Below are 25,360 nucleotides of genomic sequence, written 5' to 3'. Positions count from 1 at the left end.
CCTCAGCCCGGTCGGTCACCTCACACTGTGCCGACCCGCCCCTCGCAGTTAGGGTCGACGTACAGTCCGGGCCCGGGACGGCCCGGTCCACCGCGCCCGCCGCTACCCGCGGCGCGACGGTGACAGGAAGGATGGGCATGGCTGGGCAGCGATTGGGCCGCTACCGGCTCGAGCGACTACTCGGCCAGGGCGGTATGGGGCAGGTGTGGCTGGCCCGGGCCGATACCGCGGGCGGACCGCCGAGCCGGCCGGTCGCGTTGAAACTGCTACCCGCCGAACTCGCCGCGGACCCGACCTATCGCAGCCGGTTCGAACGCGAAGCCGAGGTCGCCGCCCGCTTGCACGACAGCCATATCGTGCCGATCCACGCACATGGCGAACTGGACGGCCGGCTGTTCATCGAAATGGAGTACGTAGAAGGTGAGGATCTGTCCCGGATCCTCACCCGGGGCGGGGCGCTGCCCGCCGCCCGAGCCGTCGAGATCGTCGCGCAGACCGCGACCGCGCTGGATGCCGCGCATCGCGCGGGGCTCGTGCATCGCGATGTGAAACCGTCGAATATCGTCGTCCGCCGCGACGGTTTCGTCTATCTGATCGATTTCGGTATCGCGCACGGTACCGGCAGTACGGCACTCACTGCTTCCGGCCTGGCCGTCGGGACCATGGCCTATATGGCGCCCGAGCGCTTCACCGGCCACACCGACGCCCGCGCGGATATCTATTCGCTGGGCTGCGTGCTCTTCGAATGCCTGGCCGGTGTGCGCCCGTTCGGTGACACCGACCCGGCGCGGCAGATGCACGATCACCTCACCACACCCCCACCCAGCGTCCGGACGCTGGTCCCGGGGATTGCCACACAATTGGACGCGGTCATCGCCCGTGCGCTGGCCAAGGAACCCGGCGACCGGTTTTCCTCCGCCGGTGAGTTCGCGCGGGCGGCAGCGTCCGCGGTGGGCCTCGCGTTGCCGCCGTCCGGTCCCGCTGCCGAACATCCGGGGACACGCCACTACGAAGTCGGCGGCGGCCCGGCGGGCACCCGCCGTTACGAGGCTCCGGAACGGCCTGCCACCCGGCGGTACGAGGCCGCGCCGCACCCGGGTACCCGCCCGTACACGGGACTGGCCCCCGCCGGCCCCGTTCCGTCGCCGACCCGGGTCGCGGAACCCGAGTATCCCCCGACGCGGTCCTATACCCGGCTGGAAGCCGGGCACGGCGCCCCGGTGGCACCGTACGGTCACGAGGTCGCGCATCCCGGTAGCCGGCCGGTGGCTCCGGCTCCGCCCGCGCCCCGCTATCCGCCACCGCTCGCACCGCGCACGCCGCGAGGACGCCCAGCGCCCCGTCCCCGGCGGCGCAAGAGCCGCTTGCGCCGGCTACTGCTGTGGCTGATCGTTCTCGTGGTGGTACCGCTGCTGCTGATCGGCGGGTGTACGGCCGCACTGGTCAACGGAGCGGGATCCATCCATATCTTCTACGGCGGGGACGACCGGACCACCGCGGACGCCGGGACACCGGTCCGCGACGGCAGTTTCGAGTTCGTCGTGCGGAACGTGGAATCCGATGTGACCGCGGTCGGTGTGGAACGCGCTCAGGGCGCTTTCGTGGTGGTGAGTTTCACCGTCCGCAATATCGCGCCGGACCCCAAGACCTATACGCCGCTGGGGCAGGAACTGCACGATACGGCCGGCGGCAAGTACGGTCCGGACGTGACCGCCACCGCGCAGCGTGCCGCCACCGCCGCCGCGCCGCGCACCCTGCAGCCGGGCGAATCCCTGGGCACCCATCTGGTGTACGGGGTGCCCGCCGGGTCGGTGCCCGCGAGTATGACTTTCCGCGACTTCCCGTTCTCCTTCGGAACCTCGGTCGCTCTCGGTTGACGCCGCCCGGCGGCTTACCGCAGGCGCAGGGTCCACGCGCCGCGGTGGTGTAGCCGGGTCCGGCTGCCCGGTGCCACATCGATCCGCCAGAACGATTCGGTCGCGGTTTCCAGCGCCAGAACCAGCACGGCCCGGATCACCGTGGGATGTGTCACCGCGATCGTGGTGGCGGCCGGTGCCGCGGTGAGGTCGGCGAGCCAGCCCCGGACCCGATCGAGCAGGTCGAGTACCGATTCGCCACCGTGCTCCCGGTAGCCGGGTTCGGTACGCCAGCGGTAGACCTCCGCCGGCGCGAGCGTATCGAGTTCGGCGCCGCGCCAGGAACCGGCGTCAAGATCGCGTAACCTGGATAGTGGCGTGGCGTCCAGGCCGAGCAGTCGGGCAGTCTCTCTGGTTCGCCGCTCCGGTCCCACCAGCACCTGTGCGTCCGCCGGTGGCTCGACCGCCCGGTCCGCCAGCGCCGCCCGTCCCGCCGGGGTGAGCGGTTCGTCGGCCGGGAACCGCGCCGCTCGCAGCGCCTCGGTGACGCCGTGGGAGATCAGATCGAGTTTTCGAACACCAGGCACCGTCGCAGCATAGAAATTCCGAACTGTCACCGGCCGCCGGCCCTGATCGTGACGCCGGCTCCCGGACCGTCGTGCCCCGCTGCCAGCAGGAGGTGATCGAGGATGACAGATATTTTGATCCGTGCCGTGCCAGGCGCGATTATCGACGAGATCGACCGGCAAGCCGATGCGCTCGGGATATCCCGGACAGAGTTTCTCCGCCGCCGGCTCGACCGGGAGTTCCGGCCGGCCGGCGGGGTGAGCACCGACGATCTGATCCGCCTGGCCGGACTCATCAGCGATACCCGATCTCCCGACCTGCCCGTCGCCGAGACAGCGGAACCCGAACTGGTCGACGGAAACCTGCCCTGACCACTCGGGCGGCATCCGCCGCCTGTCGGTGCCCGGGTGCAAACTGGAGCCCATGACCGAGTTCTCCGCCGCCACCCAGCAGTGGTTCGCCGGTGCGTTCCCCGCGCCCACGGACGCTCAGCTGGGGGCGTGGCGGGCGATCGCGGCCGGTGAACACACCCTGGTGGTCGCGCCGACAGGGTCCGGGAAAACCCTGTCGGCGTTTCTCTGGGCGATCGACGAACTCGCCCGCGCCGATCCGCCGGTGGACGGTACCTCGGTCCTCTACATCTCCCCGCTGAAGGCGTTGGCGGTGGATGTGGAACGAAACCTGCGCGCGCCGCTGGTGGGTGTCCGCCAGACGGCGCGGCGGCTCGGGCTGCCCGCACCGGAGATCAGCGTGGGCGTGCGGTCCGGGGATACCACCACACCGGAGCGGCGGCGGTTACAGCGCACACCCCCGAATATCCTGATCACCACACCGGAATCGCTTTTCCTGATGCTCACCTCGGCGGCCCGGGAGACGCTGCGCGGGGTCCGGACGGTCATCGTGGACGAGGTCCACGCGATCGCGGGGTCCAAACGCGGTTCGCATCTGGCGCTCTCGCTGGCCCGGCTGGATACGCTCACCGAACGGCCGGTCCAGCGGATCGGGTTGTCGGCGACGGTGCGCCCGCCTGCGGAAGTGGGGCGGTTCCTGGTGGGCGCGGCACCCATCACCATCGTGTCCCCGCCCGCACCCAAAACCTTCGAATTATCGGTCCGGGTCCCGGTCGCGGATATGACCGAGCCGGGCGATTCGGAACAGCCCGGTTCGCTGTGGCCGCATGTGGACGAGGCCATCGTCGAACTCGTACTCGGCCATCGTTCGTCGATCGTGTTCGCCAATTCCCGGCGCCTTGCCGAACGGCTCACCGCCCGGTTGAACGAAACCTATGCCGGACAGCTCGGGGACGAGGTGGACACCACCCACGGCCCGCCCGCGCAAATGGGCCCTTCCACCGAGGTCAGCCACGGCGCCGAACAGCTGCTGGCCAGGGCGCACCACGGGTCGGTGAGCAAGGAGCAGCGGGCCCTCATCGAGGATGATCTGAAGAGCGGGCGGTTGCGCTGCGTGGTGGCCACCAGCAGCCTCGAACTCGGTATCGATATGGGTGCCGTGGACCTGGTGGTGCAGGTCGAGGCCCCGCCGTCGGTGGCCAGCGGGTTGCAGCGGATCGGCCGAGCCGGGCACCAAGTGGGCGAGATATCGCGTGGGGTGCTGTTCCCGAAACACCGCACCGATGTGGTGCACTGCGCGGTGGCGGCACAGCGGATGCTGTCCGGGCAAATCGAGGAATTGAAGATACCCGCGCATCCGCTGGATATTCTCGCGCAGCAGACGGTGGCGGCCTGCGCGCTCGAACCGCTGGATGTCGATACCTGGTTCGAGACCGTGCGCGGCACCGGAAGTTATGCCGCGCTGCCGCGTTCGTCCTACGACGCGATCCTGGACCTGCTGGCCGGCCGCTACCCCTCCGACGAATTCGCCGAACTACGCCCGCGCCTGGTCTGGGATCGCGACGCGGGCACCCTGACCGGTCGCCCCGGCGCCCAGCGACTGGCGGTGACCTCCGGCGGCGCCATCCCCGACCGCGGAATGTTCGCGGTGTACATGGTGGGTGAGAAAGCCTCGCGGGTAGGTGAACTCGACGAGGAGATGGTCTACGAATCGCGGGTCGGCGATGTTTTCGCGCTCGGGGCCACCAGCTGGCGGATCGAGGACATCACCTACGACCGCGTACTCGTGACACCCGCCTTCGGCCACCCCGGCCGGTTACCCTTCTGGCACGGCGATTCGCTCGGCCGCCCGGCCGAACTGGGCGCCGCGCTGGGCGAATTCGTCCGCCGCGCGGGTTCGGAGAAATCCGAGCGGGAGTTCACCGCACGCACCACCGCCGCAGGCCTGGACGAGAACGCTGTCGCCAATCTGCGTGCGCTGCTGGACGATCAGCGCGCCGCCACCGGCCGGCTACCCACCGACCGAACCCTCGTCGTCGAACGGTTCCGGGACGAACTCGGCGACTGGCGGCTGATACTGCACTCCCCCTACGGCCTGCCGGTACACGCGGCATGGGCGCTGGCCGTCGGCTCCCGGCTGCGCGAGCGGTTCGGGGTGGACGCGGCACCCAACGCCTCCGACGACGGAATCGTCGTGCGTCTACCCGATACCACCGACGATCCGCCCGGCGCGGAACTGTTCGTATTCGAACCGGACGAGATCGACGATCTGGTAACCGAACAGGTGGGCGGATCGGCGCTGTTCGCCTCCCGGTTCCGCGAATGCGCCGCCCGGGCACTGCTGCTGCCGCGGCGCGATCCCGGTAAACGCGCGCCGCTGTGGCAGCAGCGGCAACGTTCGGCCCAATTACTCGATGTGGCACGCAAATTCCCGGATTTCCCGATCCTGCTCGAAACGGTGCGCGAATGCCTGCGCGATGTCTACGACCTGCCCGCGTTGCGCGATCTGCTCGGTCACGTCGCACGCCGGCAGGTACGCCTGGTCGAAGTGGAGACCGCCACCCCGTCGCCGTTCGCCAACGCCCTGCTGTTCGACTACATCGGCCAGTTCATGTACGACGGCGACAGCCCGCTCGCCGAACGCCGGGCCGCGGCGCTCTCCCTCGACTCGGGGCTGCTGGCCGAACTGCTGGGCCGGGTCGAACTGCGCGAACTGCTGGACAGCGAGGTGATGGCGCAGACCGAACTGGAACTGCAACGGCTCACGCCGGAACGCAAGGCCCGGGACGCGGAGGGTCTGGCCGATCTGCTGCGGTTACTCGGCCCGCTGACGGCGGACGAGGCACGACAGCGCTGCCTGGACGACCCCACGGGCTGGTTCGCGGAACTGGCCGGTGCCCGGCGGGCGCTCGAAGTGTCCTACGCGGGCCGGGTCTGGTGGGCCGCGGTCGAGGACGCCGCCCGGCTCCGCGACGCGCTGGGCGTCCCCCTGCCGATCGGCACCCCGGCCGCCTTCATCGAACCGGTACCCGATCCCCTGGGCGATCTGGTGGCCCGCTACGCCCGTACTCACGGCCCCTTCGGCACCGAATCGGTCGCGTATCGGTTCGGGCTCGGCACCGCCGTCGTCAGCTCGGCACTTCATCAGCTGGTGGCCGAAAAGCGGGTGGTGGAAGGCGAATTCACGCCCGAGACGGCGGGGTCGGAATGGTGTGACTCCCAGGTACTGCGCAGGTTGCGCCGCCGCAGCCTGGCGGCCGCCCGGCACGAGATCGAACCGGTCGCCACCGCCGCACTGGCTCGCTTCCTGCCCGACTGGCAGCACGTGGGCAGCGGTGAATTACGCGGTGTCGACGGGGTGGCCGCGGTGGTCGATCAGCTCGCCGGGGTTCCGATACCGGCTTCGGCGTGGGAATCGCTGGTACTACCCGCCCGCGTCCGCGATTACAGCCCGGCCCTGCTCGACGAACTCATGGCCACCGGCGAGGTCCGCTGGTCCGGGCACGGGGTCATCAATGCCAAGGACGGCTGGGTCGCCCTGCACCCAGCCGACCAGGCTCCCGTCACGCTCCCGCCTCCGGACGAACTGGATCTCGACGAGCTCCACCTCGCCCTGCTCACCGCCCTGGGTGCCGAGCCCGCCGCGTGGTCGGCGGGCTCGGCATCCGGCCGGGCCACGAGCCCGGGGACCCCCGCGTCCGGTGACCACCCGCTCGAACCGGGTCGCGGCGCGGCGTCCCGCACCGCATTGCGGGGCGGTGGCGGCGCCTACTTCTTCCGCCAGCTCTCCGACGCGACGGGTGTCCTCGACGACACGGGGGTGGCGGCCGCGCTGTGGGATCTGGTCTGGGCGGGTCTGGTCTCCGGCGATACCTTCGCTCCCGTCCGGGCGCGCCTGTCCGGGTCGACCCGGACACCGACCGCGCACCGCACGCCTCGGCGGGCCCCCCGCGGACGCACATACCTCCCCCGGCCCGCCATGCCGACCCGTTCGGGACCGCCCACGGTCGCCGGGCGCTGGTCGCTGCTGCCCGAGCGGGACACCGACAACACTGTCCGTGCCCAGGCCACCGCCGACCTGCTGCTCGAGCGCTACGGCGTGGTGACCAAGGGCTCGGTCCAGAACGAGGGGGTACCCGGCGGCTTCGCTCTCGTGTACCGGGTGCTCAGCGAATTCGAAGACCGCGGCCGGTGCCGGCGCGGCTACTTCGTGGATTCGCTCGGCGGAGCCCAGTTCTCCACTACCGACGTGGTGGATCGGCTGCGGTCCTTCGAAGGCGACCGGCGGACGGCCGGGACGGCGCTGGTGCTCGCGGCGTGCGATCCGGCCAACCCGTACGGTGCCGCGCTCGGCTGGCCCAAAACCGCCGGCGGGGCAGGTCACCGGCCGGGGCGCAAAGCGGGCGCACTGGTTGTGCTGGTCGACGGGGAACTGGTGCTCTACCTGGAGCGAGGCGGGCGGACCCTGCTGACCTGCACCGAAGACCCGGATGCCCGGCACTCCGCGGCGTCGGCGCTGGCTGAGCTGGTGCATTCGGGGCGGGTGGACTCACTCGTTATCGACCGGGTCGACGGGGAGTCGGTTCACGGCAACACGTTCGCGGGCTTCCTCACGACGGCGGGGTTCAGCGCGACCCCGCGCGGGCTGCGGCTACGGGGGCGGCGATGAGATGTGTTGGGCCGACCCCCCATTCGGGGAAGCAAGGGGCGGGGTCGCAAGCGGACAGAGTGCAGGTAGGTGCATTGAAAGTGCCCGGGCGGCGGGGTGGGGCGGAGTGGGCGAGTGCGGATCTGGCGGGACAAGGTTGACCGTCTGCGGTGGGGGTGAGCACGGATCTCGCGGGACAAGGTTTGGCTCACCGTGGGGTTTGGCTGTGTTTCGGCGCGCTGGACCGCGAAGGTGACAAGTCGGGCAGTTCGGGAAGGTTCTGTGTTTTTTGGCGCCGCCTCCGGCGTCGCGGGTTCGGGGCCCCCTTGGTCTCGTTCTTCACTCCGGCGCTCCTCCGCTTCGCTCCCCCGCTCTGTCGCTCCAGAACGAGACGGGCCCCGAACCACCAAAGTGGACGGGCCGCATGCGGGAAACGGGGGTGGATTGCATGTGGACAGGCTGGCGGTAGGGGAATTGAACGCGCGTGGGGGCGGCGGTGGGGCCGGTAATTGTGTTGGGGGGCGGCTGCCGCGGGTGGGGTGTGTTCTGGCGGATTGTGGTGGTGCGGGTTCGGGTGACCTGGTGCATGCTGTCGGCGCTGAGACTCACGGCTGCGGTGCATGCGCTTCGAAGACTGACAACGTGGTGTTCTGGGCCCGTATCATTGGCCCGTGCACGGTTCGGGTCTGGACAGCGATGCCGGAGGGTGACGTGGTGTTTCTCGCGGCCGGCCGGCTTCGGGCGGCGCTGGCGGGCGAGACGCTGACTCGGAGCGATTTCCGGGTCCCGCGCTACGCGACTGTCGATCTGCGTGGCCAGGTCGTGGACAGTGTGGCCAGCTACGGGAAGCACCTTTTCGTCCGCACCGAGACGGTCAGTATCCACAGCCATCTGAAGATGGAGGGCAGCTGGCGGGTGTTCCGCTGTGGGCAACGGTGGACGAAGCCCCGGGTCAGCGCCCGGGTGGTGCTCGGTACCGCCGAGGTCGAGGCGGTGGGGTTCGACCTCGGTCTCGTGGAGGTGCTGCGTCGCGGCGACGAGCCGGCCGCGATCGCGCATCTCGGCCCCGACTTGCTGGGCCCCGGCTGGGCCCCCGGCGAGGCGGTGGCCCGGCTGTCCCGGGAACCGGACCTCCCGATCGGCCTGGCGCTGCTGGATCAACGCAACCTCGCCGGGATCGGCAATATCTATCGCAGTGAGGTCTGCTATTTGCGCAAGGTCCACCCGGCGCGCCCTGTCGGCGAGATCGACGATCTACTGGCCCTCGTCAACGAAGCGCACCGGGTACTGCACCGGGCCGCGCACCAGCCGCCGTGGCGGCCGCTGGTGTACGGCCGGGGCCGGCGGCCCTGTCAGCGGTGCGGTACGGCGCTGCGGGTCGAGCTCCTGGGGGAGACGGCACCACGCACCGACAGGGTGAGCCGGCGGGAACGCGGAATCTACTTCTGTCCGAAATGCCAGGTCTCGCCGGTGTGAGCGCGTAGCCTGTCGCATATCGGCCGTTGCCACTTGTGTGACGGTCGTCATTGCTCTGGTAATAATCGGCACCTTTTCGACGACACACGGGTACCGCACCGGAAGCGAGTCCCATGAACACCCGAGCCGTCCACCTGGCAGCCGTCACCGGCAAATTGCTGTCCGCGGTGCTGGCTGTCGTGGCCACCGCGGTGTTCTGCTACTTCCTGCTGCATCCGGCAACCGCCCCGTCGGGGCCGACGCCCGCACAGCTCGGGCCCGCCGCGACTCCGACCGCACCGGCCACCGACTATCCCGCCACGCACTGACCGCTCAGCGTTCGGTCGGCACCGGTTCCAGGATCTCCGGGCGGGGTTCGGGCGCGGCGACCCGCAGTGCGTCGGCGGAGGCATCGTCGGGCTGGGTCTGCGATCTGACCTCCGCGTCCACCCGGGCCAGGTAGGTGCGAACCTCCCGGTCGATCTCGGCATCGTCCCAGCCGAGCACCCCGGCCATCAGGCGGGCCACTTCCTCGGCGCACTCGGTGCCGCGATGCGGATACTCGATGGAGATGCGCGTGCGGCGGGCGAGGACGTCGTCGAGGTGCAGCGCCCCTTCCGCGGCGGCCGCGTACACCGCCTCCACCTTCAGATAGGACGGTGCCGCGCTGATCGGCTGCCGGAGTTCCGGACGGTCGGCGGCGAGGGCCATGACTTCTTCGATCAGCGAACCGTAGCGATCCAGCAGATGTTCGACCCGGTATGGGTGCAGACCGTATTCCTCGGCCAGCTGCACGGTCTGGTTCACCAGCGCGAAATACCCGTCCGCGCCGAGCAGCGGAACCTTCTCGGTGATCGAGGGCGAGACCCGGGCGGGGATGTCCCGCACAGCCTCGTCGACCGCGTCGTAGGCCATCACCCGGTAGGTGGTGTACTTCCCGCCGGCGATAGCGATCAGTCCCGGCGCGGTACGGGCGACCGCGTGCTCGCGCGACAGCTTCGACGTCTCGTCGCTCTCCCCCGCGAGCAGCGGCCGGAGGCCCGCGTAGACGCCGTCGATATCTTCGGTGGTCAGCGGCGTGACAAGTACTTCGTTCACGCGGTCGAGCAGATAGTCGATATCGGCTTTGGTGGCGGCCGGATGCGCCAGGTCCAGATTCCAGTCGGTATCGGTGGTGCCCACGATCCAGTGCGCGCCCCACGGGATCACGAACAGCACCGAGGTCGCGGTGCGCAGAATGATCGCGGCATCGCTGACGATCCGGTCGCGGGGCACGACGATATGCACGCCCTTCGATGCCCGCACATGGAACCGGCCCCGCTGCCGCGACAGCGCCTGCACCTCATCGGTCCACACACCGGCGGCATTGATCACCACATGCCCGCGGACCTCGGCGGTCCGCCCGTCCTCGCTGTCGCGTACCCGGACCCCGACGACCCGGTCGGCCTCCCGTAGGAAACCCACGGCCTGGGTCGACGTGCGGATCACCGCGCCGTAGTGGGCTGCGGTGCGGGCCACCGTCATGGTGTGCCGGGCATCGTCCACCACCGTGTCGTAGTAGCTGATCCCGCCGACCAGCGAATCGCGCCGCAGCCCCGGCGCCAGCCGCAGCGCGGCGTGCCGGGACAGATGGCTCTGTCCCGGAACCGATTTCGCGCCACCCATGGTGTCGTAGAGGAACAAACCCGCGGCCACATACGGCCGCTCCCAGACACGGCGGGTCAGCGGATAGAGGAAGCGCAGCGGTTTCACCAGATGGGGCGCGATCCTGGCCATGGCGAGTTCACGCTCTTTCAGCGCCTCCCGCACCAGCCCGAATTCGAGTTGCTCCAGATACCGCAAGCCCCCGTGGAACATCTTCGACGAGCGGCTGGACGTTCCCGATGCCAGATCCCGCGCCTCCACCAGCGCCACCCGTAATCCGCGGGTGGCGGCGTCCAGCGCGATACCGGCCCCGACGACACCTCCCCCCACCACGACCACATCGAAATGATCTTTACCCAGACGGTCCCATGCCGTACGACGCTGATCCGGACCTAGAAACTGCGATCCCGACTGCACCGTCATAGTCCCTCCTTCGAGGCGGAGTCATGCGGTCGGCAGAGTCTGTTGCCAAGGCGGAGATAACGCATCATCGGTTTCGACTCCTGGAGTACGCGTTCGACAAGGTCGGCTGTGGTTTCCGCGAGTTCGATCTACAGCGTAGGCGTAACCCCGGCCTTCGCTGCTGCCGTGCGCAGGCTGCGGCGGGGTACCACCCGACAGCAACACTAGGCGCAATCGAGCCGCAAGGGCCCGCAGCGAGACACCCGTCACCGATATGCGTGATTGCGCTAGCCTCCTGCCATGCGCTATGTGGCCGCCATCGATCAGGGCACGACCTCGAGCAGATGCATCCTCTTCGACCGTTCGGGGCAGATCGCCGGGGTCGCCCAGCGGGAACACGACCAGATCTTCCCGAAACCGGGCTGGGTCGAGCACGACCCCGAAACACTGTGGCGTAATACCGAATTCGTACTCGGTGCGGCACTGGACGACGCGGGAGCCCGCGCGGGCGATATCGCGGCGGTCGGTGTCACCAACCAGCGCGAGACGACGGTGGTGTGGGAGCGCGAGACCGGCCGGCCCATTCACAACGCCATCGTCTGGCAGGACACCCGTACCGACCGGCTGTGCACCGAACTGGCCGGCGAGCACGGCACCGGCCGCTACGCCGACCGCACCGGACTGCCGCTGTCGACGTATTTCTCCGGGCCGAAGGTGCGCTGGATCCTGGATACCGTCCCGGGCGCCCGGGAGCGGGCCGCGGCCGGGGAGCTGTGCTTCGGCACCGTGGACAGCTGGGTGCTGTGGAACCTGACCGGCCGGCACATCACCGATGTCACCAATGCCTCCCGGACGCTGCTGATGGACCTGCGGAGTCTGCGGTGGGACCCCCGGATCTGCGAGGAGATCGGCGTGCCGATGCAGATGCTGCCGGAGATCCACAGTTCGTCGGAGGTCTACGCGGAAATCTCGGCCGGGCCACTGGCCGGGATCCCGGTCGCGGGAATCCTCGGTGATCAGCAGGCCGCGACCTTCGGCCAGGCCTGCCTGGCCCCTGGTGAGGCCAAGAACACTTACGGCACCGGCAATTTCATGCTGCTCAATACCGGCACCACACCGGTTTTCAGTGAACACGGTCTGCTCACCACCGTCTGCTACCGGCTCGGCGATCAGCCGCCGGTATACGCGCTGGAGGGGTCGATCGCCGTCACCGGTGCGCTGGTGCAGTGGTTCCGGGACAACCTGGGGATCATCGATTCGGCGCCGGAGATCGAAGATCTGGCCCGCACCGTCGACGACAACGGTGGCGCCTATATCGTTCCCGCGTTCTCCGGGCTGTTCGCGCCGCGCTGGCGGCCCGATGCCCGCGGCGTTATCGCGGGCCTCACCCGGTTCGTCACCAAGGCCCATCTCGCCCGCGCGATCCTGGAATCGACCGCGTTCCAGACCCGCGAGGTTATGGACGCCATGCGCGCGGACGCCGCGGCCCGATCGCTGGAGCTGGAATCGGTCGCGCTCAAGGTCGACGGCGGGATGGTCGCCAACGATCTGCTCATGCAATTCCAGGCCGATATCCTAGACCTGCCGGTGGTCCGGCCGCTGGTCAACGAGACCACCGCTCTCGGCGCCGCCTACGCCGCGGGACTGGCGGTCGGCTACTGGGCGGGCACCGACGATATCCGCGCCAACTGGGCCGCCGACAAGACCTGGACCCCCGCCATGTCCGCCGCCGATCGCGACGCGCGCCTGCGCGACTGGAACAAGGCCGTGGACCGGACCTACGACTGGGCGGACTGACCGGCCGCCCCGACCGGCACCGGCAGATCCACCGCGCGCGCCAAGCGGGCTACCGCCTCGGCCAGGTCGTCCGGCGCGGCGGTGGTGAAACACATCCGCATGGCGTGCGAGTACGGCGTGCTGACCGCGAACGCCGACCCCGGGACGAAGGCGACACCCGCGTCGAGCGCGCGGGGCAGCAGTTCGGCGGTATCGGTGCCGTCGGCGAATTCCGCCCAGACGAACATCCCCCCGGATGCCGGACTGCAGCGCAGGCGGTCACCGAACCGGTCCCGGACCGAGTCCACCAGGGCGGCGGCCCGGGCCGCGTAGACACCGCGCACCGTATCGATATGGCCGGTGAGCCAGCCGGTATCGGCGAGCAGTTCGGCCGCGATCTGCTGAGTGAGCGCCGAACCGCACAGATCCGCGCCTTGTTTCAGCAGTTCAACGGCCCGGCAGACACGTTCCGGGGCGACCATCCACCCCACCCGCAGGGTCGGGGCGATGATCTTCGAGGCCGAGGACAACCGGATCACCGCGGGTGAGTATGCGGCGACGGGTTCCGGCGCGGGCCGGTCGAACCACAACTCACCGTAGGGGTCGTCCTCGATCACCCAGAAGCGATGCCGCTCGGACGCCTCGGCCAGCGCGCGCCGGCGCCGCGCGCTCATGGTCACGCCGCCCGGGTTGTGGAAATTGCTCACCGTATGCACGACCGCGGGTCGCTCGCCGGCGGCGATCAGCTCCTCGAGCAGGTCGACCCGCATCCCCTCACTGTCCAGCGGCACCGCCACGATCCGCGCCCCCGCCGCCCGGAACACCTGGAGCGCGCCGACGTAGGCCGGATCCTCGACCACGACGAGCGCACCGGGGTCGAGCAGCACCTCGGCCAGCAACGACAGTGCCTGCTGGGAGCCGTGGGTGACGAATACCTCGTCGATCCCGACCGGCCGGCCGATTCGCGCGGATTCCCGTTCGGCGAGTACCTCCCGCAGCGGACCCCACCCGGGGGATTCGGTGTACTGCAGCGCCGCAGGGTTGCGCAGGGCCGATTCCGCCGCGGCCGCGATACGCGGACCGGGCATGAGCTCGGCGTCGGGCAGACCTCCGGCCAGGCTGATGACATCCGCTTTCGCGGTGAGTTTCAGCAGATCGCGGATGGCGGAACTGGTGAGGCCGGTCAGTTTTCCGGCCAGCGGCGCAGCATCGTGGGACATGGGAGCCTCCGGGTATTACCTGGTAGATACCCAATCATCCCATGAAAACCAATATATGAAACTGTGATCTCAAATTATGAGATCAGTGGCGATCGGCGATCACCCACAACACAGTCTTGCCGTCCCGTTCCACGGTGGTAACCGTCTGCTTGTACACCGTCGTCTTCCCGCCCGGCCGGCGCTCGGTGAGATCCACGTCGAACTCGTTCGCGGCCTGTTCGGTGATCCGCACACAATGCTGCGTACCGGCCGGGATCTGTCCGTCGATCGCCCCCTGGATGGTCTCCGCGGAGGAGATGGCCGGCGAGTCCGGTGCGACGAATTCGCGCGCCGCGACGCCGCTGCGCTGGGTGTAGAACGCGTACTGGAACCCGAGAACCGCATCCGGACCACTGGTCGTATCCCCCGCCCCGTTACCGACCGTCACCGCACCGTCCTGAGTCGCCGGGCAGCTCAGCCCCTCGATCGACTCCGCTGTGGGCCCGGTCCCGGGCTCGCCCCCGCCACCCCGGACCACGACAATCGCGACACCGACCGCGATGAACGCGACGACCACCGCCGCCACCGCGACGATCGTGCCGACCGGCAACTGGCGGCGGGGCTTCTCTGCCAGCGCGCTCGATACCGACTGCGGCGTTAGTTTCTGCGCGATCGGGTCGCTGTCCCAGGACAGACCGCCCGAACGCGGACGCACCGAACCACCGGCCGGGCCGGAACCCGGGCCACCCGATTGGTTCGGGGCAGACCATCGCGGTTCGCCGGCGGTGCTGTGTCGGACGGTCGCCTGATCCGACTCCGGTACCCGATCGGGACCCGGCTCGCGCTGCGCCGACGAGTCCCTCGGCCGTTGCTGGCGCACTGTGGCATCGGGGTCGCCCGGACCTGAACGCACACCCGGTGCCGAATCACCGGTCGGCGGCGGGTATGCCGGTGTGGAACTGTCCGGCGCACGATACTGCGGGGGTGGCGGAGGCACCGGCGGCGGCTCCGCCGGTGTGCCGGGCGTGGTACCCGCCGGCCGCCACGCCAACTCCGGATTATCCGCGCCCTCCGGCTTCCAACCCGCCACCGGCAGCTCACCCGTCGGCGGTCCGAACTCCGATACCGGCGGTCCGAAGTCCCCCGTGGGGGGACCGAAATCCGCCCGATCGGGTTCGCGCCCTTTACCTTCGCCCTCGCCGGTCACGGCCTATCCCTTTCGAGACACGCGGGTGGGGCGGCCGCACTCGACCGCCCCACCCGGCAAGATTTCACTCGTGTCAGTACTGGAGTGAACCACCCCACTGGGTGTTGACGCCAGCGACGTTGATTGTCTGATCCGCGTAGTTACCCGGCGGCAGCAGCGGCGGAGGCGGCGGAATCTCGGATGCCGCCTTCAGTGCGTCCGCACCACCCGGCTGCATGGCGATCCAGTGCTCGACGGCCGCCTTGGCGGTGTTCACCGGAGTGGTGTCGATCGTGTGGTCGAGCCGATGGTCCGGCAGCCCGTTCCCACCGGTGAAGGTGGACACGTTGATCGTGTTCTGGTCGACGAACTCCACCGAGATACCGGCCTCGCCCGTACCCGTGGGGGTCCGGAAACCGGCCGTACCGACATAGCCGGACTCGTTGGTGAAGTGGTGGGTGTTCGCGAAATGCCCGGGAGCCAGCGCGGCACCGTCGATCGCGGCACCGACCTCCATATGCGGGCCCTGCATCTCGACGACCGGCGCCACCGGCGCCGACTGCAGACGCGGTGCCTCCCACTCCGGACTCTGCGGCTGAACCAAGGCTTCGGTGCCCGGGGCGGGGGCCTGCGCGTCACCGCCGGCCTCCGGGGGCGCCGGCTGATCGCCCGGCTTCGCCGGCGCCGGGGGCTGCTGCCCTTCGGGCTTATCGGGCGTGACCGCCGGCTGCACCTTCTCGTCCTGGCCCGGAACGGGCAGCGGAGCCACACGCGGGGTGGTGACACCCGGCTGGGTCGGCCCCGTCAGGCCCTGCTCGCCTTCCTCACCCGGACCGGGCGTCGTAACCCCCGGCTGGCTCGGCGTGGGGGTGCTCCCCGGCTGATCCCCGTTCTCGTTCTGCACACCGGGCTGGCTCGGCGTGGTCTCCGGGCCTTCCTGCTCCGGAGTGGTGCCCGGCTGCGCGGGCGCCGGAGTGGTCGGGGTAGCCGGCTGATCACCTGGAACGGCCCCCGCCGGCGATGCGAAGATGGCCATGGCCGCTGCGGTCGCGAGCGGCAGCGAAGTGCTCGCCACCGCCCGAGTCGCCCGGCTCGGCTTACGATGTTTCACTATTCGCCCAATCCCTTTCCCGGAAGCAGTCCGTGTGTGGACCACAACCAGTTCTGCCTCATCGGAGGCGCGACTCCAGCGGATGGACCCGGGTGGGCCGTTCGCTGTCCGAGTCCGAAAGGAAGAACCCCCCGGCACCAAACCTCGCGACCGCCCGCCGATCGCACTCTCTGCCTCGGAAGTCAATCACACTCGAGCACTTCCGGCAATCCGGCGAAAGTTCACCGAAGGCAGTAAGACTGAGCGTTCACTCTTGGGTGAGGCGGCTCCCCCGCGCGCCGCAACTCACCCCAGGTCGTCGTGGCGCATGAGCTGGCGGGCAGCTTCCATGACCGAGCCGGTGAGCGAGGGGTAGACGGAGAAGGTTTGCGCCAGGTCGTTGACGGTGAGGTTGTTCTCGACCGCGAGGGCGATCGGGAGGATCAGTTCCGAGGCGATGGGGGCGACCACCACGCCGCCGATCACCACGCCTGTCGCCGGGCGGCAGAAGATCTTCACGAAACCGCGGCGGAGGCCCGACATCTTCGCTCGGGGGTTGGTGTTCAACGGCAGCATCACGGTCCGGGCCGGTACCTCACCGTTGTCGATGGCAGTCTGGCTCACCCCTACCGTCGCGATCTCCGGGCGGGTGAACACCGCGGCGGCCACAGTCTTGAGGCGGATGGGGCTCACACCCTCGCCGAGCGCGTGGTACACCGCGATCCGGCCCTGCATAGCGGCCACCGAGGCCAGTGGCAGCAGGCCGGTGCAGTCACCGGCGGCGTAGATCCCCGGGACGGCGGTGCGGGAGACGCGGTCCACCCGCAGATATCCGCCGCGGTCGAGTTCGATACCGGCCCGATCCAAACCGAGATCCGCGGTGTTCGGCGTGGAGCCCACCGTCATCAGGGCGTGCGAACCGGTGACGGTGCGACCGTCGGCCAAGGTCACCAGTACCCCGTCCGCCGTCCGTTCCACCTTGTCCGCGCGGGCATGTTTGACCAGTTCCACACCGCGCTCGGCGAAAACGTCCTCGAGAACCAGTGCGGCATCGGCGTCCTCGCCCGGCAGCACCCGGTCCCGGCTGGAGACCAGGATCACACGAACGCCCATTTCCGTATAAGCGGAGACGAATTCCGCGCCGGTGACACCCGAACCGACAACCACCAGCGTCTCGGGCAATTCATCCAGGTCGTAGAGCTGGCGCCAGTTCAGGATCCGCTCCCCGTCCGGCTCGGCGCCGGGAAGCACCCGCGGTGACGCGCCGGTCGCGAGGAGTACCACCTCGGCCTCCACGGTGTCCTCGGTCGCGTCCGGGTAGCTCACCGTGACCTGATGGGTGGACCTTCCCGAACCCGGCCCGGCCAATCGGCCCCGGCCCGGCAGCACGCGGACCCCCGCCGCCTGCAATTTGGACCGGATATCCGAGGACTGCGCCAACGCCAGCGCCTTCACCCGCTCGTTGACCTCCGGCAAGCGCACCTCGGCCTGGCTGGGATCCAGCGTTATGCCCAGATTGCGGGCACGCCGCAGATCGGTGCGCACCCCGGTGGAGGCGATGAACGTCTTGGACGGGACACAGTCCCACAGCACGCAGGCCCCGCCGATCCCGTCGGAATCGATCAGCTCGACCTGGGCACCGTGCTGGGCCGCGACCAGCGCCGCCTCGTAGCCCGCGGGTCCGCCGCCGATGATTGCAATGCGGGTCATAGATGTCCCCTGTCCTGATCACCCGCGCCGGCGCGCGGCAGCGTCGCGGCCCTCACTCGCCGAGGTAAGCCTAATGGGTGCCTTCTCGCCGCCCGCGCACGGCCGGATCAGCGCGTCGCCGCCACCGAAGCATGTTTCCCAGCACGATTTACGACGCCCCGTACCGGAGCGGGCCATGACACAACTAAGCTGCCGGTGTGCCGATCTACGCTGCCTACGGGTCCAATATGGATTCGACCCAGATGCTCGAGCGCTGTCCGCACTCCCCCATGTCCGGGACGGGCTGGCTGGAGGGCTGGCGCCTCACTTTCAGCGGGGACGATATCGGCTGGGAAGGTCCGCTCGCCACTGTCGTGGAAGAGCCCGGTTCCCGCGTCTTCGTAGTGCTCTACGACGTCTCCACGGAAGACGAACAGCGGCTGGACCGTTGGGAGGGCTCGGATTTCGGAATCCACCGCAAGATCCGCCTCCGGGTGACCCCCAGCCCCGGCAGCGGCACCGACCCGATCCTGGCCTGGCTGTACGTACTGGACGCCTACGAAGGCGGCCTCCCCTCCGCCCGCTACCTGGGCGTGATGGCCGACGCCGCCGAAAAAGCCGGTGCCCCAGCGGATTATGTCCACGCCCTGCGCACCCGCAACAGCCGAAACGTCGGCCCGGGAAACAACTTCAGCTGAGCCGGGCTCGGCCGGCTCCGCGTCTTCACCGAGCCACCAGCCCGACCTCACCTCAGCTGGTTGTCAGTTCCTGTCCGGCGCCGAGAACCAAGTTGGTGAACGTCCGAACCCCCACCGCGAGGGCACGTTCGTCCAGGTCGAAGGTCGGTTGGTGCAGGTCCAGCTGAGGCCCCTCGCCCGACCACACCCCGAGCCGGGCCATCGCGCCCGGGACTTCCTCCAGGTACCAGGAGAAATCCTCGCCTCCACCCGACTGCGGCGTATCGGCGAGTGCGTCCGGGCCGATGGCGCGGACCGCGTCGCTGAGCATCCGCACCGAATGCTCGTCGTTGACTACCGGCGGGACACCGCGCCGGTAGTCGAGCTGGAAGCGGACACCGGTGGGTGCGAGCAGGCTGTCCACGATCTCGCGGACAGTCGGTTCCAGCAGTGCCCAGGTCGCGTGGTCGCCGGTGCGGACCGTGCCGGTGAGCATTCCGGTCTGCGGTATCGCGTTGGGCGCTTTACCCGCGCTGACCGCGCCCCAGACCATCACCGTGCTGGTACGTGGGTCGATGCGGCGGGTGAGCAGGCCGGGCAGGCCGGTGATGACCGTGCCGATGGCGTAGACCAGGTCGCTGGTCAGGTGGGGTCGTGAGGTGTGCCCGCCGGGTGAGTCAAGGACCAGTTCGACGGTATCGGCCGCGGAGGTGATCGCACCGACCCGGATGCCGACCCGGCCCACCTCGAGCCGCGGGTCGCAGTGCAGCGCGAAGATCCGGTCCACACCGGTGACGGCGCCTTCGGCGACCATGTCCAGCGCGCCGCCGGGCATCACTTCCTCGGCGTGCTGGAAGATCAGCCGCACCCCGACCGGCAGGTCGGCGTCGGCCAGGGCCAGCGCGGTACCGAGCAGGATGCTCGTATGCGCGTCGTGACCGCAGGCGTGCGAGACGCCGGGCACGGTGGAGGCGAAATCGCGGCCGGTGAACTCCTGCAGCGGCAGCGCGTCCATATCGGCGCGCAATGCGATCCGGGGCGCGTCGACGGGTCCGATATCGCAGATCAGGCCGGTTCCGCTGGGCAGCACCCGGAACGACAGGCCGGCCTTCGTCAGCCAGGTACCGACGAATTCGGTGGTGGCGAACTCGGTGCGGGACAGTTCCGGGTTGGCGTGCAGATGCCGCCGCCAGTGCACGAGATCGACCGTGTGCTCGGCCAGCCACGCTGTCACCGCGTCCTGTCCGTCGCGCACCGAACGGCCGGTTGTGCTCACCGAATGTCCTCCTGTCGTAGAACGAGCGGCTGTGAACCACTTCTCGTGTGCCGGGGCGACCCGTAACACATATCGCCCGCGACCGGTGTCGCGGTACAGATCGGCGGTTCTACTCGTCGCCGAGGAACGGCCGTTACCTCCAGTTTCGCACCACGGCCGGATCTGTGCCCGGCGGCATCCCCGCTGTGACCGCCCGATGGGCGGGCGCGGGGGCAGAATCCCGGATGCTAACTCTTGGCGAATGCCAGGTTATCCGCCGTATTCGGAACCGCCAGCCCGGCCAGGGCGGCCGCGTGCAGTGAGCGTTTGATCACCGGAAGGCTGGGGGTGCGGTTGGCGGCCAGTTCCGCGGCCCGGGCGACGGCCGCGGCGCGCAATCGATCGGCGTCGACGGTTTCGTCGACGATTCCCGACGCCAGTGCCTCAGCGCCGCCGAAGCGGTGGCCCGTGGTCATCGCGGTCAACGCCACCTGGTTGGTCAGACGGCCGGTGACCAGTGCGTTCATCCCGATTGTGAACGGCATACCGAGGTGCACCTCGGGCAGGCACCAGTAGCCGCGATCCGCCCGCATGACCCGGAAATCGTGTGAGCTCGCCAGCATCGCGCCCGCGCCGAACGCATGCCCGTTCACCGCGGCGACGGTGGGCAGCGGGAAGGCCAGGATCCGGCTGAAGACGCCGTGCACGAGATCGAGATAGCCGTGCATCCGGTCGAGGTTGGCGAACAACCAGTCGGTATCGAGGCCGTTGCTGAAGAATTTTCCGGTGGCTGTCGTGACCAGGGCGGCGGGCCCCTCACTCGCCTCCACGGTGTCCAGCAGGGCGTGTGTCTCGTCGATCCAGGCGTGGCTGAACCGGTTCTCGTTGTCGGTCTGGCCCTCGTTGCCCAGCGACAACACGAAAACGTTCCCATCGCGTTCCAGGTACGGCATACGTGCAGCGTATCGCCAGAACGTCGGAACCCCGACAGCGGACGGCGCCGAGGCCCGCGCACTCGGTATCGGCGGTCCGCGAGGCGGATAGGCCATACACTGACCGCCATGCTCGCCGAACAGGCTGCCCAGGAGATCGCCGCCCGGACTTCCGTGGCCCGGCACCGGGTCGCGGTGGTGCTGGGATCGGGCTGGCAGGATGCCGCCGCCGAACTCGGGGCCCCCAGCACCGAGATCCCGATGCCGGAACTGCCCGGATTCGCCGCGCCCACCGCACAGGGTCATATCGGCCGGGTGCTGTCGGTTCCGGTCGGCGATATCGATGCGCTCGTGCTCATGGGACGCCAGCACCTCTACGAGGGCCACGCCCCCGCCGAGGTGGTGCATCCGGTGCGCACCGCGGTGGCCGCCGGCGCGGAAACGGTCATCCTGACCAACGCCGCCGGCGGTATCCGGCCGGGTCTGCGGGTAGGTGAGGCGGTACTCGTCCGTGATCACCTCAACCTCACCGGCACCACTCCACTGACCGGACCCACCTTCGTAAATCTCGTGGACGCCTGGGATCCCGGACTCCGCGACCTCGCCCGCCGGATCGACCCGGATCTCACCGAGGGCGTGTACGCCGGACTCACCGGACCCCAGTACGAAACCCCCGCGGAGATCCACATGCTTGCCACCGTCGGCGCCGATCTGGTGGGCATGTCCACGGTGCTCGAGGCCATCGCGGCCCGCGCGCTCGGGGCCCGGCTGCTCGGTATCTCGCTGGTCACCAATCTGGCGGCCGGGGTCACCGGGGCGCCGCTCTCGCACGCCGAAGTGCTGGCCGAGGGGCAGGCCGCAGCCCCTCGGCTGGGGAAGCTGCTCCGCGGGCTGCTGGAGCAGCTGTAGATGCTGACCTTCGGCACTGCCGGACTGCGCGGCCCGCTGGGTCCGGGGCCGGACGCGATGAACGAAACCACCGTCGCCCGCGCGACCGCTGGGCTCGCCGCCTGGCTGCGGGATCGATGCCTGGGCGGCGGCCGGGTGGTGGTCGGCCGTGACGCCCGGCACGGATCCGCGGAGTTCGCCGAGGTCACAGCCGAGGTTCTGGCCGCCGCCGGATTCCCGGTGATCCGTTTACCCGAACCGTGGCCCACCCCGGTGACCGCCTTCGCCGTCCGCGCACTCGGTGCGGTGGCCGGTGTCCAGATCACCGCCTCGCACAACCCGCCCCTCGATAACGGCTACAAGGTGTATGTCGACGGCGGCGCGCAACTCCTCGCTCCGGCGGATACCGAGATCGAACAGCGGATCGCGGCCGTCACCGAACCGATCGCGCGCACGCCGGTGGCCGAATCGGACACCGGACTGTTCTCCCGTTATCTGGCCCGGGTCGCGCAACTACCGCAGCTCATCGGCGGAGCCGGGGAGCGTACCGATATCCGGATCGCGCTCACACCGCTGCACGGGGTCGGCGGCGCCACCGCCGTCCAGGCCCTCACGGTCGCCGGGTTCGCCGACCTCCACGTGGTGGCCGAACAGTTCACCCCCGACCCCGACTTCCCCACCGTCGCCTTCCCGAATCCCGAGGAGCCCGGCGCAGCGGATCTGTTGTTACGACTCGCCGAACGAGTGGACGCCGACCTGGCCATCGCTCTGGACCCCGACGCGGACCGGTGCGCCCTCGCCGTGCCGACGCCCGCGGGCTGGCGCCTGCTGCGCGGCGACGAGACCGGCGTACTGCTGGCCGATCATGTATTGCGTACCGCCCCGCCGGATTCGCTGGTCGCGACCACGATCGTCTCATCGCGGTTGCTCGCCCGGCTGGCCGCCGAACGCGGCGCCCGCTACGCCGAAACCCTCACCGGCTTCAAATGGCTGGCGCGGGCGGGCGAGGGCCTGGTCTATGCGTACGAGGAGGCGATCGGCCACTGCGTGGATCCGGTCGCCGTGCGCGACAAGGACGGTATCTCCGCGGCCGTTGTCGCGGCGGATCTGGTGTCCCGGCTGCGCGCCCGCGGCCGCACACTGGTCGACGAACTGGACGATTACGCGATCCGGTTCGGCGTGCACGCCGGCGACCAGGTCGCGCTGCGACTGCCGGACCAGCAGGCCGCGGCCGCGGTGCTGAACGCGCTGCGCACCGCGCCACCGGGGCAACTCGCCGGGACACCGGTCGAATACACCGATATGGCGGCGCTGCGCGGCCGGATGCGAACCGACGCCCTGGTATTCGCGGGCGACGGCCTGCGTATGGTCGTCCGGCCCTCGGGCACCGAACCGAAACTCAAATGCTATCTGGAGGCGATACAGCCCGTTTCCGGCCCGGACCAGCTGGCCGCCGCCAGACGAGCAGCGCAGCAACGACTTTCGGAACTGCGCGAATACTGCGGAACGCTGACCGGCTGACCGGCCTCACCGCGGCCCGAACTGCCGGTCACCGGCATCGCCGAGCCCCGGCACGATGAACGCGTCATCGTTGAGCCGGTCGTCGATCACCGCGGTCACCAGCCGGACGGGCAGACCCGAACCCGCCAGTGCCGCAATACCCTCCGGCGCCGAGACCACGCAGACCGCGGTGATATCGGTGGCACCGCGAGCGACCAGCAGTTCGACCGTGTACAGCATGGATCCACCGGTCGCCAGCATCGGGTCCAGCACCATGACCGGGGTGGCGGACAGGTCCTCGGGCAGTGATTCCAGGTAGGGCACCGGAAGATGGGTCTGCTCGTCCCGGGTGACACCGACGAACCCCACCTTCGACTCCGGGATCAGGTTGGTCGCGGCCTCCACCATGCCCAGCCCGGCCCGCAGCACCGGAACCAGCAGTGGCGGACGTGCCAGGCGCGTACCGCGGGTGGTGGCGACCGGAGTGACGATGTCGTGGTGGCGCACCGGCGCATCGCGCAGCGCCTCGTAGACCAGCAGCCGGGACAGATCGCGCAACGCGGCCCGGAAGGCGGAGTCGGGCGTGCGTTCGTCCCGGAGCGTGGTCAGCAGGATCGCGACGAGCGGATGGTCCAGGGTGTGCGTGCGCATGAGGGAACGATAAGGTCGAAACCGCGTGCGCCGCCGCCGCGACAGGGTTTCCGGGGATCCGATTTCCTGGGAACCGTGCGCGAAGCCGGTGCGTCGAAACCGGTAGATGACATACTCTGCCCGTTAACGAAGTCGATGGGGGAACCACTGATGGTGAATATCTCAGCCGATGCCGAGGGCATCGCGGCCTATGGCAGCACCGCCGGGGTGATGGCCGCCGAACTCGCGGCGGCAGGGGCCGGTGCGACGGGTGCGGGGCCCGCGATCCTCGGACCGATCTTCGGCCTGGTAGGCGGCGATTTCCTGGCGGCCTACGCCGCCGCGCATGCCGGCCATGTCGCGACGATCGGCCAACTGTCCGCGGTACTCGGCACCATGAGCGGGGCCGCGGGTGTGGCGGCCGTCAGTTACGCCGAGGCCGATACCAGCAATGCGGCCGCCCTGCGCGGTGCCGCCGGGGAGTGACTCGGTGATCGATATCAGCGCGCTCGCCAAGCCGATTTTCGACCTGCTCGGCAGTTTCGGCACCGGAGTGCTGGGCACCGGCGGTCCGGGCGATTCCCTGCGCGCGGCATCCACGGCGATCGATCAGGTGCATACGCTCGGCCGCACGAGCATCAACGTTATGAACACCGCGTGGGACGGTACCGGCGCCGACGCCGCCACCTCCAAGGCACTGCGGGTGCAGACCTCCGCCGCGACCATCTCCGATCGCGGCAACGAGATGGCCACGGTGATGGGCCAGGCCGCGGCACATGTCGAGACCGGTAACAAGGATCTGACGGCCATCGCGCAGTCGTTCGTGAACACCGCCACCGCCGCGGCCCCTACGCTGGGCACCCCGGCGGGGTTGACACTGCTGGTCGGGTCGGCGATCGATCATCTGGGCCAGGCGCTGGGCGTGGTGGGCCGGGTGCAGAACGAGTTGCAGACCCAGACCTCGTCGATGAACGAACTGACTCCGCCACCGACCACCCCGACCGCCGCGAATACCGCGCCGGTGAGCACCCAGGCGCTTTCCACGGCGACCTCCGGTCTCACCAATGTCGCCGGGGTGGCCGGCACCTTGATGAGTACCGCGATGTCGAGCACGAGCGGCACCACGACCACCAGCGCCGGAACTCCCGGTAAGAAAACCACCACCACGGCCGGTACGACCGACGGCGAGGGCGTGAAGGTCACCCTGCCCGACGGCAGTGTCGTGGAGGCACCGAACGAGAAGGCGGCCACCGCGGTGAAGGCGGCGCTCGGCACCGTCGGCACCCCGTATGTCTGGGGCGGCAACACCCCGGGCGCGGGACTGGACTGCAGCGGTATGACGAAATACGCCTACGGCGAGGCCGGGGTGGAGCTGCCCCGGCTGGCCCATGAGCAGGCCAACGGCGCGACTCCGGTCTCACCGGGCGATCTCATGCCCGGTGATCTGGCGGTCTGGGACGGCCATGTGGCCATGGTGATCGGCAACGGTCAGTTGGTCGAGGCCGGTGATCCGGTGCAAGTCGGTTCCATCCGCACCGAGAACAGCGGTATGGAGTTCTACGGGTTCTACCGGCCGACGGAATGACTCGGCCGCATACCGACGCCGCCCCACGGCC

General features: G+C 69.5%; 20 protein-coding genes. 11 read left to right on the top strand and 9 right to left on the bottom strand.

Going from position 1 to position 25,360, the window contains the following annotated elements; genetic code table 11:
- Positions 1 to 137 precede the first annotated feature (137 nt).
- On the top strand, positions 138 to 1,877 hold the full coding sequence (locus ABZ827_RS26010) for a protein kinase (protein WP_357241750.1): 1,740 nt from the start codon (positions 138 to 140) through the stop codon (positions 1,875 to 1,877).
- A 14-nt stretch (positions 1,878 to 1,891) separates the two neighbouring features.
- Here ABZ827_RS26010 and ABZ827_RS26005 read toward each other — a convergent pair whose 3' ends face one another.
- Positions 1,892 to 2,443, bottom strand: coding sequence for a histidine phosphatase family protein (locus tag ABZ827_RS26005; RefSeq protein ID WP_357241747.1), 552 nt, complete (start codon positions 2,441 to 2,443; stop codon positions 1,892 to 1,894).
- A gap of 102 nt (positions 2,444 to 2,545) precedes the next feature.
- On the opposite strand from ABZ827_RS26005, the gene ABZ827_RS26000 reads away from it, so the two are divergent.
- From ABZ827_RS26000 to ABZ827_RS25985, 4 genes are all read left to right on the top strand, one after another.
- Positions 2,546 to 2,794, top strand: coding sequence for a hypothetical protein (locus ABZ827_RS26000; RefSeq protein ID WP_357241744.1), 249 nt, complete (start codon positions 2,546 to 2,548; stop codon positions 2,792 to 2,794).
- Positions 2,795 to 2,846: 52 nt separating this feature from the next.
- Positions 2,847 to 7,442, top strand: a complete 4,596-nt coding sequence (locus ABZ827_RS25995) for an ATP-dependent helicase (protein WP_357241741.1) — start codon at positions 2,847 to 2,849, stop codon at positions 7,440 to 7,442.
- Positions 7,443 to 8,117: 675 nt separating this feature from the next.
- On the top strand, positions 8,118 to 8,897 hold the full coding sequence (locus ABZ827_RS25990; protein WP_357241738.1) for a DNA-formamidopyrimidine glycosylase family protein: 780 nt from the start codon (positions 8,118 to 8,120) through the stop codon (positions 8,895 to 8,897).
- A gap of 113 nt (positions 8,898 to 9,010) precedes the next feature.
- On the top strand, positions 9,011 to 9,205 hold the full coding sequence (locus tag ABZ827_RS25985) for a hypothetical protein (protein ID WP_357241735.1): 195 nt from the start codon (positions 9,011 to 9,013) through the stop codon (positions 9,203 to 9,205).
- Between the two features lie 4 nt (positions 9,206 to 9,209).
- On the opposite strand, the gene glpD is transcribed toward ABZ827_RS25985, so the two are convergent.
- Positions 9,210 to 10,943, bottom strand: coding sequence for a glycerol-3-phosphate dehydrogenase (gene glpD, locus ABZ827_RS25980; protein WP_357241732.1), 1,734 nt, complete (start codon positions 10,941 to 10,943; stop codon positions 9,210 to 9,212).
- A gap of 279 nt (positions 10,944 to 11,222) precedes the next feature.
- On the opposite strand from glpD, the gene glpK reads away from it, so the two are divergent.
- On the top strand, positions 11,223 to 12,719 hold the full coding sequence (gene glpK / locus ABZ827_RS25975) for a glycerol kinase GlpK (protein WP_357241730.1): 1,497 nt from the start codon (positions 11,223 to 11,225) through the stop codon (positions 12,717 to 12,719).
- Here glpK and ABZ827_RS25970 read toward each other — a convergent pair.
- From ABZ827_RS25970 to ABZ827_RS25955, 4 genes are all read right to left on the bottom strand, one after another.
- Complete coding sequence (locus ABZ827_RS25970) at positions 12,701 to 13,918, bottom strand: PLP-dependent aminotransferase family protein (RefSeq protein WP_357241727.1); 1,218 nt, start codon at positions 13,916 to 13,918, stop codon at positions 12,701 to 12,703. The genes glpK and ABZ827_RS25970 overlap by 19 nt on opposite strands.
- An 82-nt stretch (positions 13,919 to 14,000) precedes the next feature.
- On the bottom strand, positions 14,001 to 14,612 hold the full coding sequence (locus ABZ827_RS25965) for a hypothetical protein (protein WP_357241724.1): 612 nt from the start codon (positions 14,610 to 14,612) through the stop codon (positions 14,001 to 14,003).
- Positions 14,613 to 15,177: 565 nt separating this feature from the next.
- Positions 15,178 to 16,158, bottom strand: coding sequence for a hypothetical protein (locus ABZ827_RS25960; RefSeq protein WP_357241721.1), 981 nt, complete (start codon positions 16,156 to 16,158; stop codon positions 15,178 to 15,180).
- A 321-nt stretch (positions 16,159 to 16,479) separates the two neighbouring features.
- Complete coding sequence (locus tag ABZ827_RS25955) at positions 16,480 to 17,883, bottom strand: NAD(P)H-quinone dehydrogenase (RefSeq protein WP_357241718.1); 1,404 nt, start codon at positions 17,881 to 17,883, stop codon at positions 16,480 to 16,482.
- Between the two features lie 197 nt (positions 17,884 to 18,080).
- Between ABZ827_RS25955 and ABZ827_RS25950 the strand changes: the two genes are divergently transcribed.
- Positions 18,081 to 18,560 (top strand): gamma-glutamylcyclotransferase, encoded by a 480-nt coding sequence (locus tag ABZ827_RS25950; protein WP_357241715.1) that lies wholly within the window; start codon positions 18,081 to 18,083, stop codon positions 18,558 to 18,560.
- Between the two features lie 52 nt (positions 18,561 to 18,612).
- Here the strand turns inward: ABZ827_RS25950 and ABZ827_RS25945 are convergent, their stop codons facing one another.
- Both ABZ827_RS25945 and ABZ827_RS25940 read right to left on the bottom strand, forming a co-directional pair.
- Positions 18,613 to 19,815: a M20 family metallopeptidase gene (locus tag ABZ827_RS25945; protein WP_357241712.1), complete on the bottom strand. Its 1,203-nt coding sequence runs from the start codon at positions 19,813 to 19,815 to the stop codon at positions 18,613 to 18,615.
- A 227-nt stretch (positions 19,816 to 20,042) separates the two neighbouring features.
- Positions 20,043 to 20,747 (bottom strand): enoyl-CoA hydratase-related protein, encoded by a 705-nt coding sequence (locus ABZ827_RS25940; RefSeq protein ID WP_357241709.1) that lies wholly within the window; start codon positions 20,745 to 20,747, stop codon positions 20,043 to 20,045.
- Positions 20,748 to 20,855: 108 nt separating this feature from the next.
- On the opposite strand from ABZ827_RS25940, the gene ABZ827_RS25935 reads away from it, so the two are divergent.
- Complete coding sequence (locus ABZ827_RS25935; protein ID WP_357241706.1) at positions 20,856 to 21,635, top strand: purine-nucleoside phosphorylase; 780 nt, start codon at positions 20,856 to 20,858, stop codon at positions 21,633 to 21,635.
- Entirely contained in the window at positions 21,636 to 23,135 is a 1,500-nt protein-coding gene (locus ABZ827_RS25930) for a phospho-sugar mutase (protein WP_357241703.1), read from the top strand.
- A 6-nt stretch (positions 23,136 to 23,141) separates the two neighbouring features.
- On the opposite strand, the gene upp is transcribed toward ABZ827_RS25930, so the two are convergent.
- Positions 23,142 to 23,765: a uracil phosphoribosyltransferase gene (gene upp, locus ABZ827_RS25925; RefSeq protein WP_357241700.1), complete on the bottom strand. Its 624-nt coding sequence runs from the start codon at positions 23,763 to 23,765 to the stop codon at positions 23,142 to 23,144.
- A gap of 150 nt (positions 23,766 to 23,915) precedes the next feature.
- Between upp and ABZ827_RS25920 the strand changes: the two genes are divergently transcribed.
- Both ABZ827_RS25920 and ABZ827_RS25915 read left to right on the top strand, forming a co-directional pair.
- Positions 23,916 to 24,230 (top strand): type VII secretion target, encoded by a 315-nt coding sequence (locus ABZ827_RS25920; RefSeq protein ID WP_357241697.1) that lies wholly within the window; start codon positions 23,916 to 23,918, stop codon positions 24,228 to 24,230.
- A gap of 4 nt (positions 24,231 to 24,234) precedes the next feature.
- The gene (locus ABZ827_RS25915; RefSeq protein ID WP_357241694.1) at positions 24,235 to 25,329 is read left to right on the top strand and encodes a C40 family peptidase; all 1,095 of its coding nucleotides are present in this window, start codon (positions 24,235 to 24,237) and stop codon (positions 25,327 to 25,329) included.
- Positions 25,330 to 25,360: the final 31 nt, after the last annotated feature.

It is taken from the genome of Nocardia sp. NPDC019395 (genome assembly GCF_040632335.1).
In the GTDB taxonomy this organism is placed as follows: Bacteria; Actinomycetota; Actinomycetes; order Mycobacteriales; family Mycobacteriaceae; genus Nocardia.
This window is presented reverse-complemented; position numbering and strand designations above follow the sequence as displayed.

Bases quoted from the DNA above. Each gene is read 5' to 3' on its own strand.
- ABZ827_RS26010 (WP_357241750.1), top strand. From the start codon at position 138: ATGGCTGGGCAGCGATTGGGCCGCTACCGGCTCGAGCGACTACTCGGC.
- ABZ827_RS25955 (WP_357241718.1), bottom strand. From the start codon at position 17,883: ATGACCCGCATTGCAATCATCGGCGGCGGACCCGCGGGCTACGAGGCG.
- glpK (WP_357241730.1), top strand. From the start codon at position 11,223: ATGCGCTATGTGGCCGCCATCGATCAGGGCACGACCTCGAGCAGATGC.
- ABZ827_RS25920 (WP_357241697.1), top strand. From the start codon at position 23,916: ATGGTGAATATCTCAGCCGATGCCGAGGGCATCGCGGCCTATGGCAGC.
- ABZ827_RS26000 (WP_357241744.1), top strand. From the start codon at position 2,546: ATGACAGATATTTTGATCCGTGCCGTGCCAGGCGCGATTATCGACGAG.
- ABZ827_RS25990 (WP_357241738.1), top strand. From the start codon at position 8,118: ATGCCGGAGGGTGACGTGGTGTTTCTCGCGGCCGGCCGGCTTCGGGCG.
- ABZ827_RS25940 (WP_357241709.1), bottom strand. From the start codon at position 20,747: ATGCCGTACCTGGAACGCGATGGGAACGTTTTCGTGTTGTCGCTGGGC.
- ABZ827_RS25930 (WP_357241703.1), top strand. From the start codon at position 21,636: ATGCTGACCTTCGGCACTGCCGGACTGCGCGGCCCGCTGGGTCCGGGG.
- glpD (WP_357241732.1), bottom strand. From the start codon at position 10,943: ATGACGGTGCAGTCGGGATCGCAGTTTCTAGGTCCGGATCAGCGTCGT.
- upp (WP_357241700.1), bottom strand. From the start codon at position 23,765: ATGCGCACGCACACCCTGGACCATCCGCTCGTCGCGATCCTGCTGACC.
- ABZ827_RS25995 (WP_357241741.1), top strand. From the start codon at position 2,847: ATGACCGAGTTCTCCGCCGCCACCCAGCAGTGGTTCGCCGGTGCGTTC.
- ABZ827_RS25985 (WP_357241735.1), top strand. From the start codon at position 9,011: ATGAACACCCGAGCCGTCCACCTGGCAGCCGTCACCGGCAAATTGCTG.
- ABZ827_RS25970 (WP_357241727.1), bottom strand. From the start codon at position 13,918: ATGTCCCACGATGCTGCGCCGCTGGCCGGAAAACTGACCGGCCTCACC.
- ABZ827_RS25935 (WP_357241706.1), top strand. From the start codon at position 20,856: ATGCTCGCCGAACAGGCTGCCCAGGAGATCGCCGCCCGGACTTCCGTG.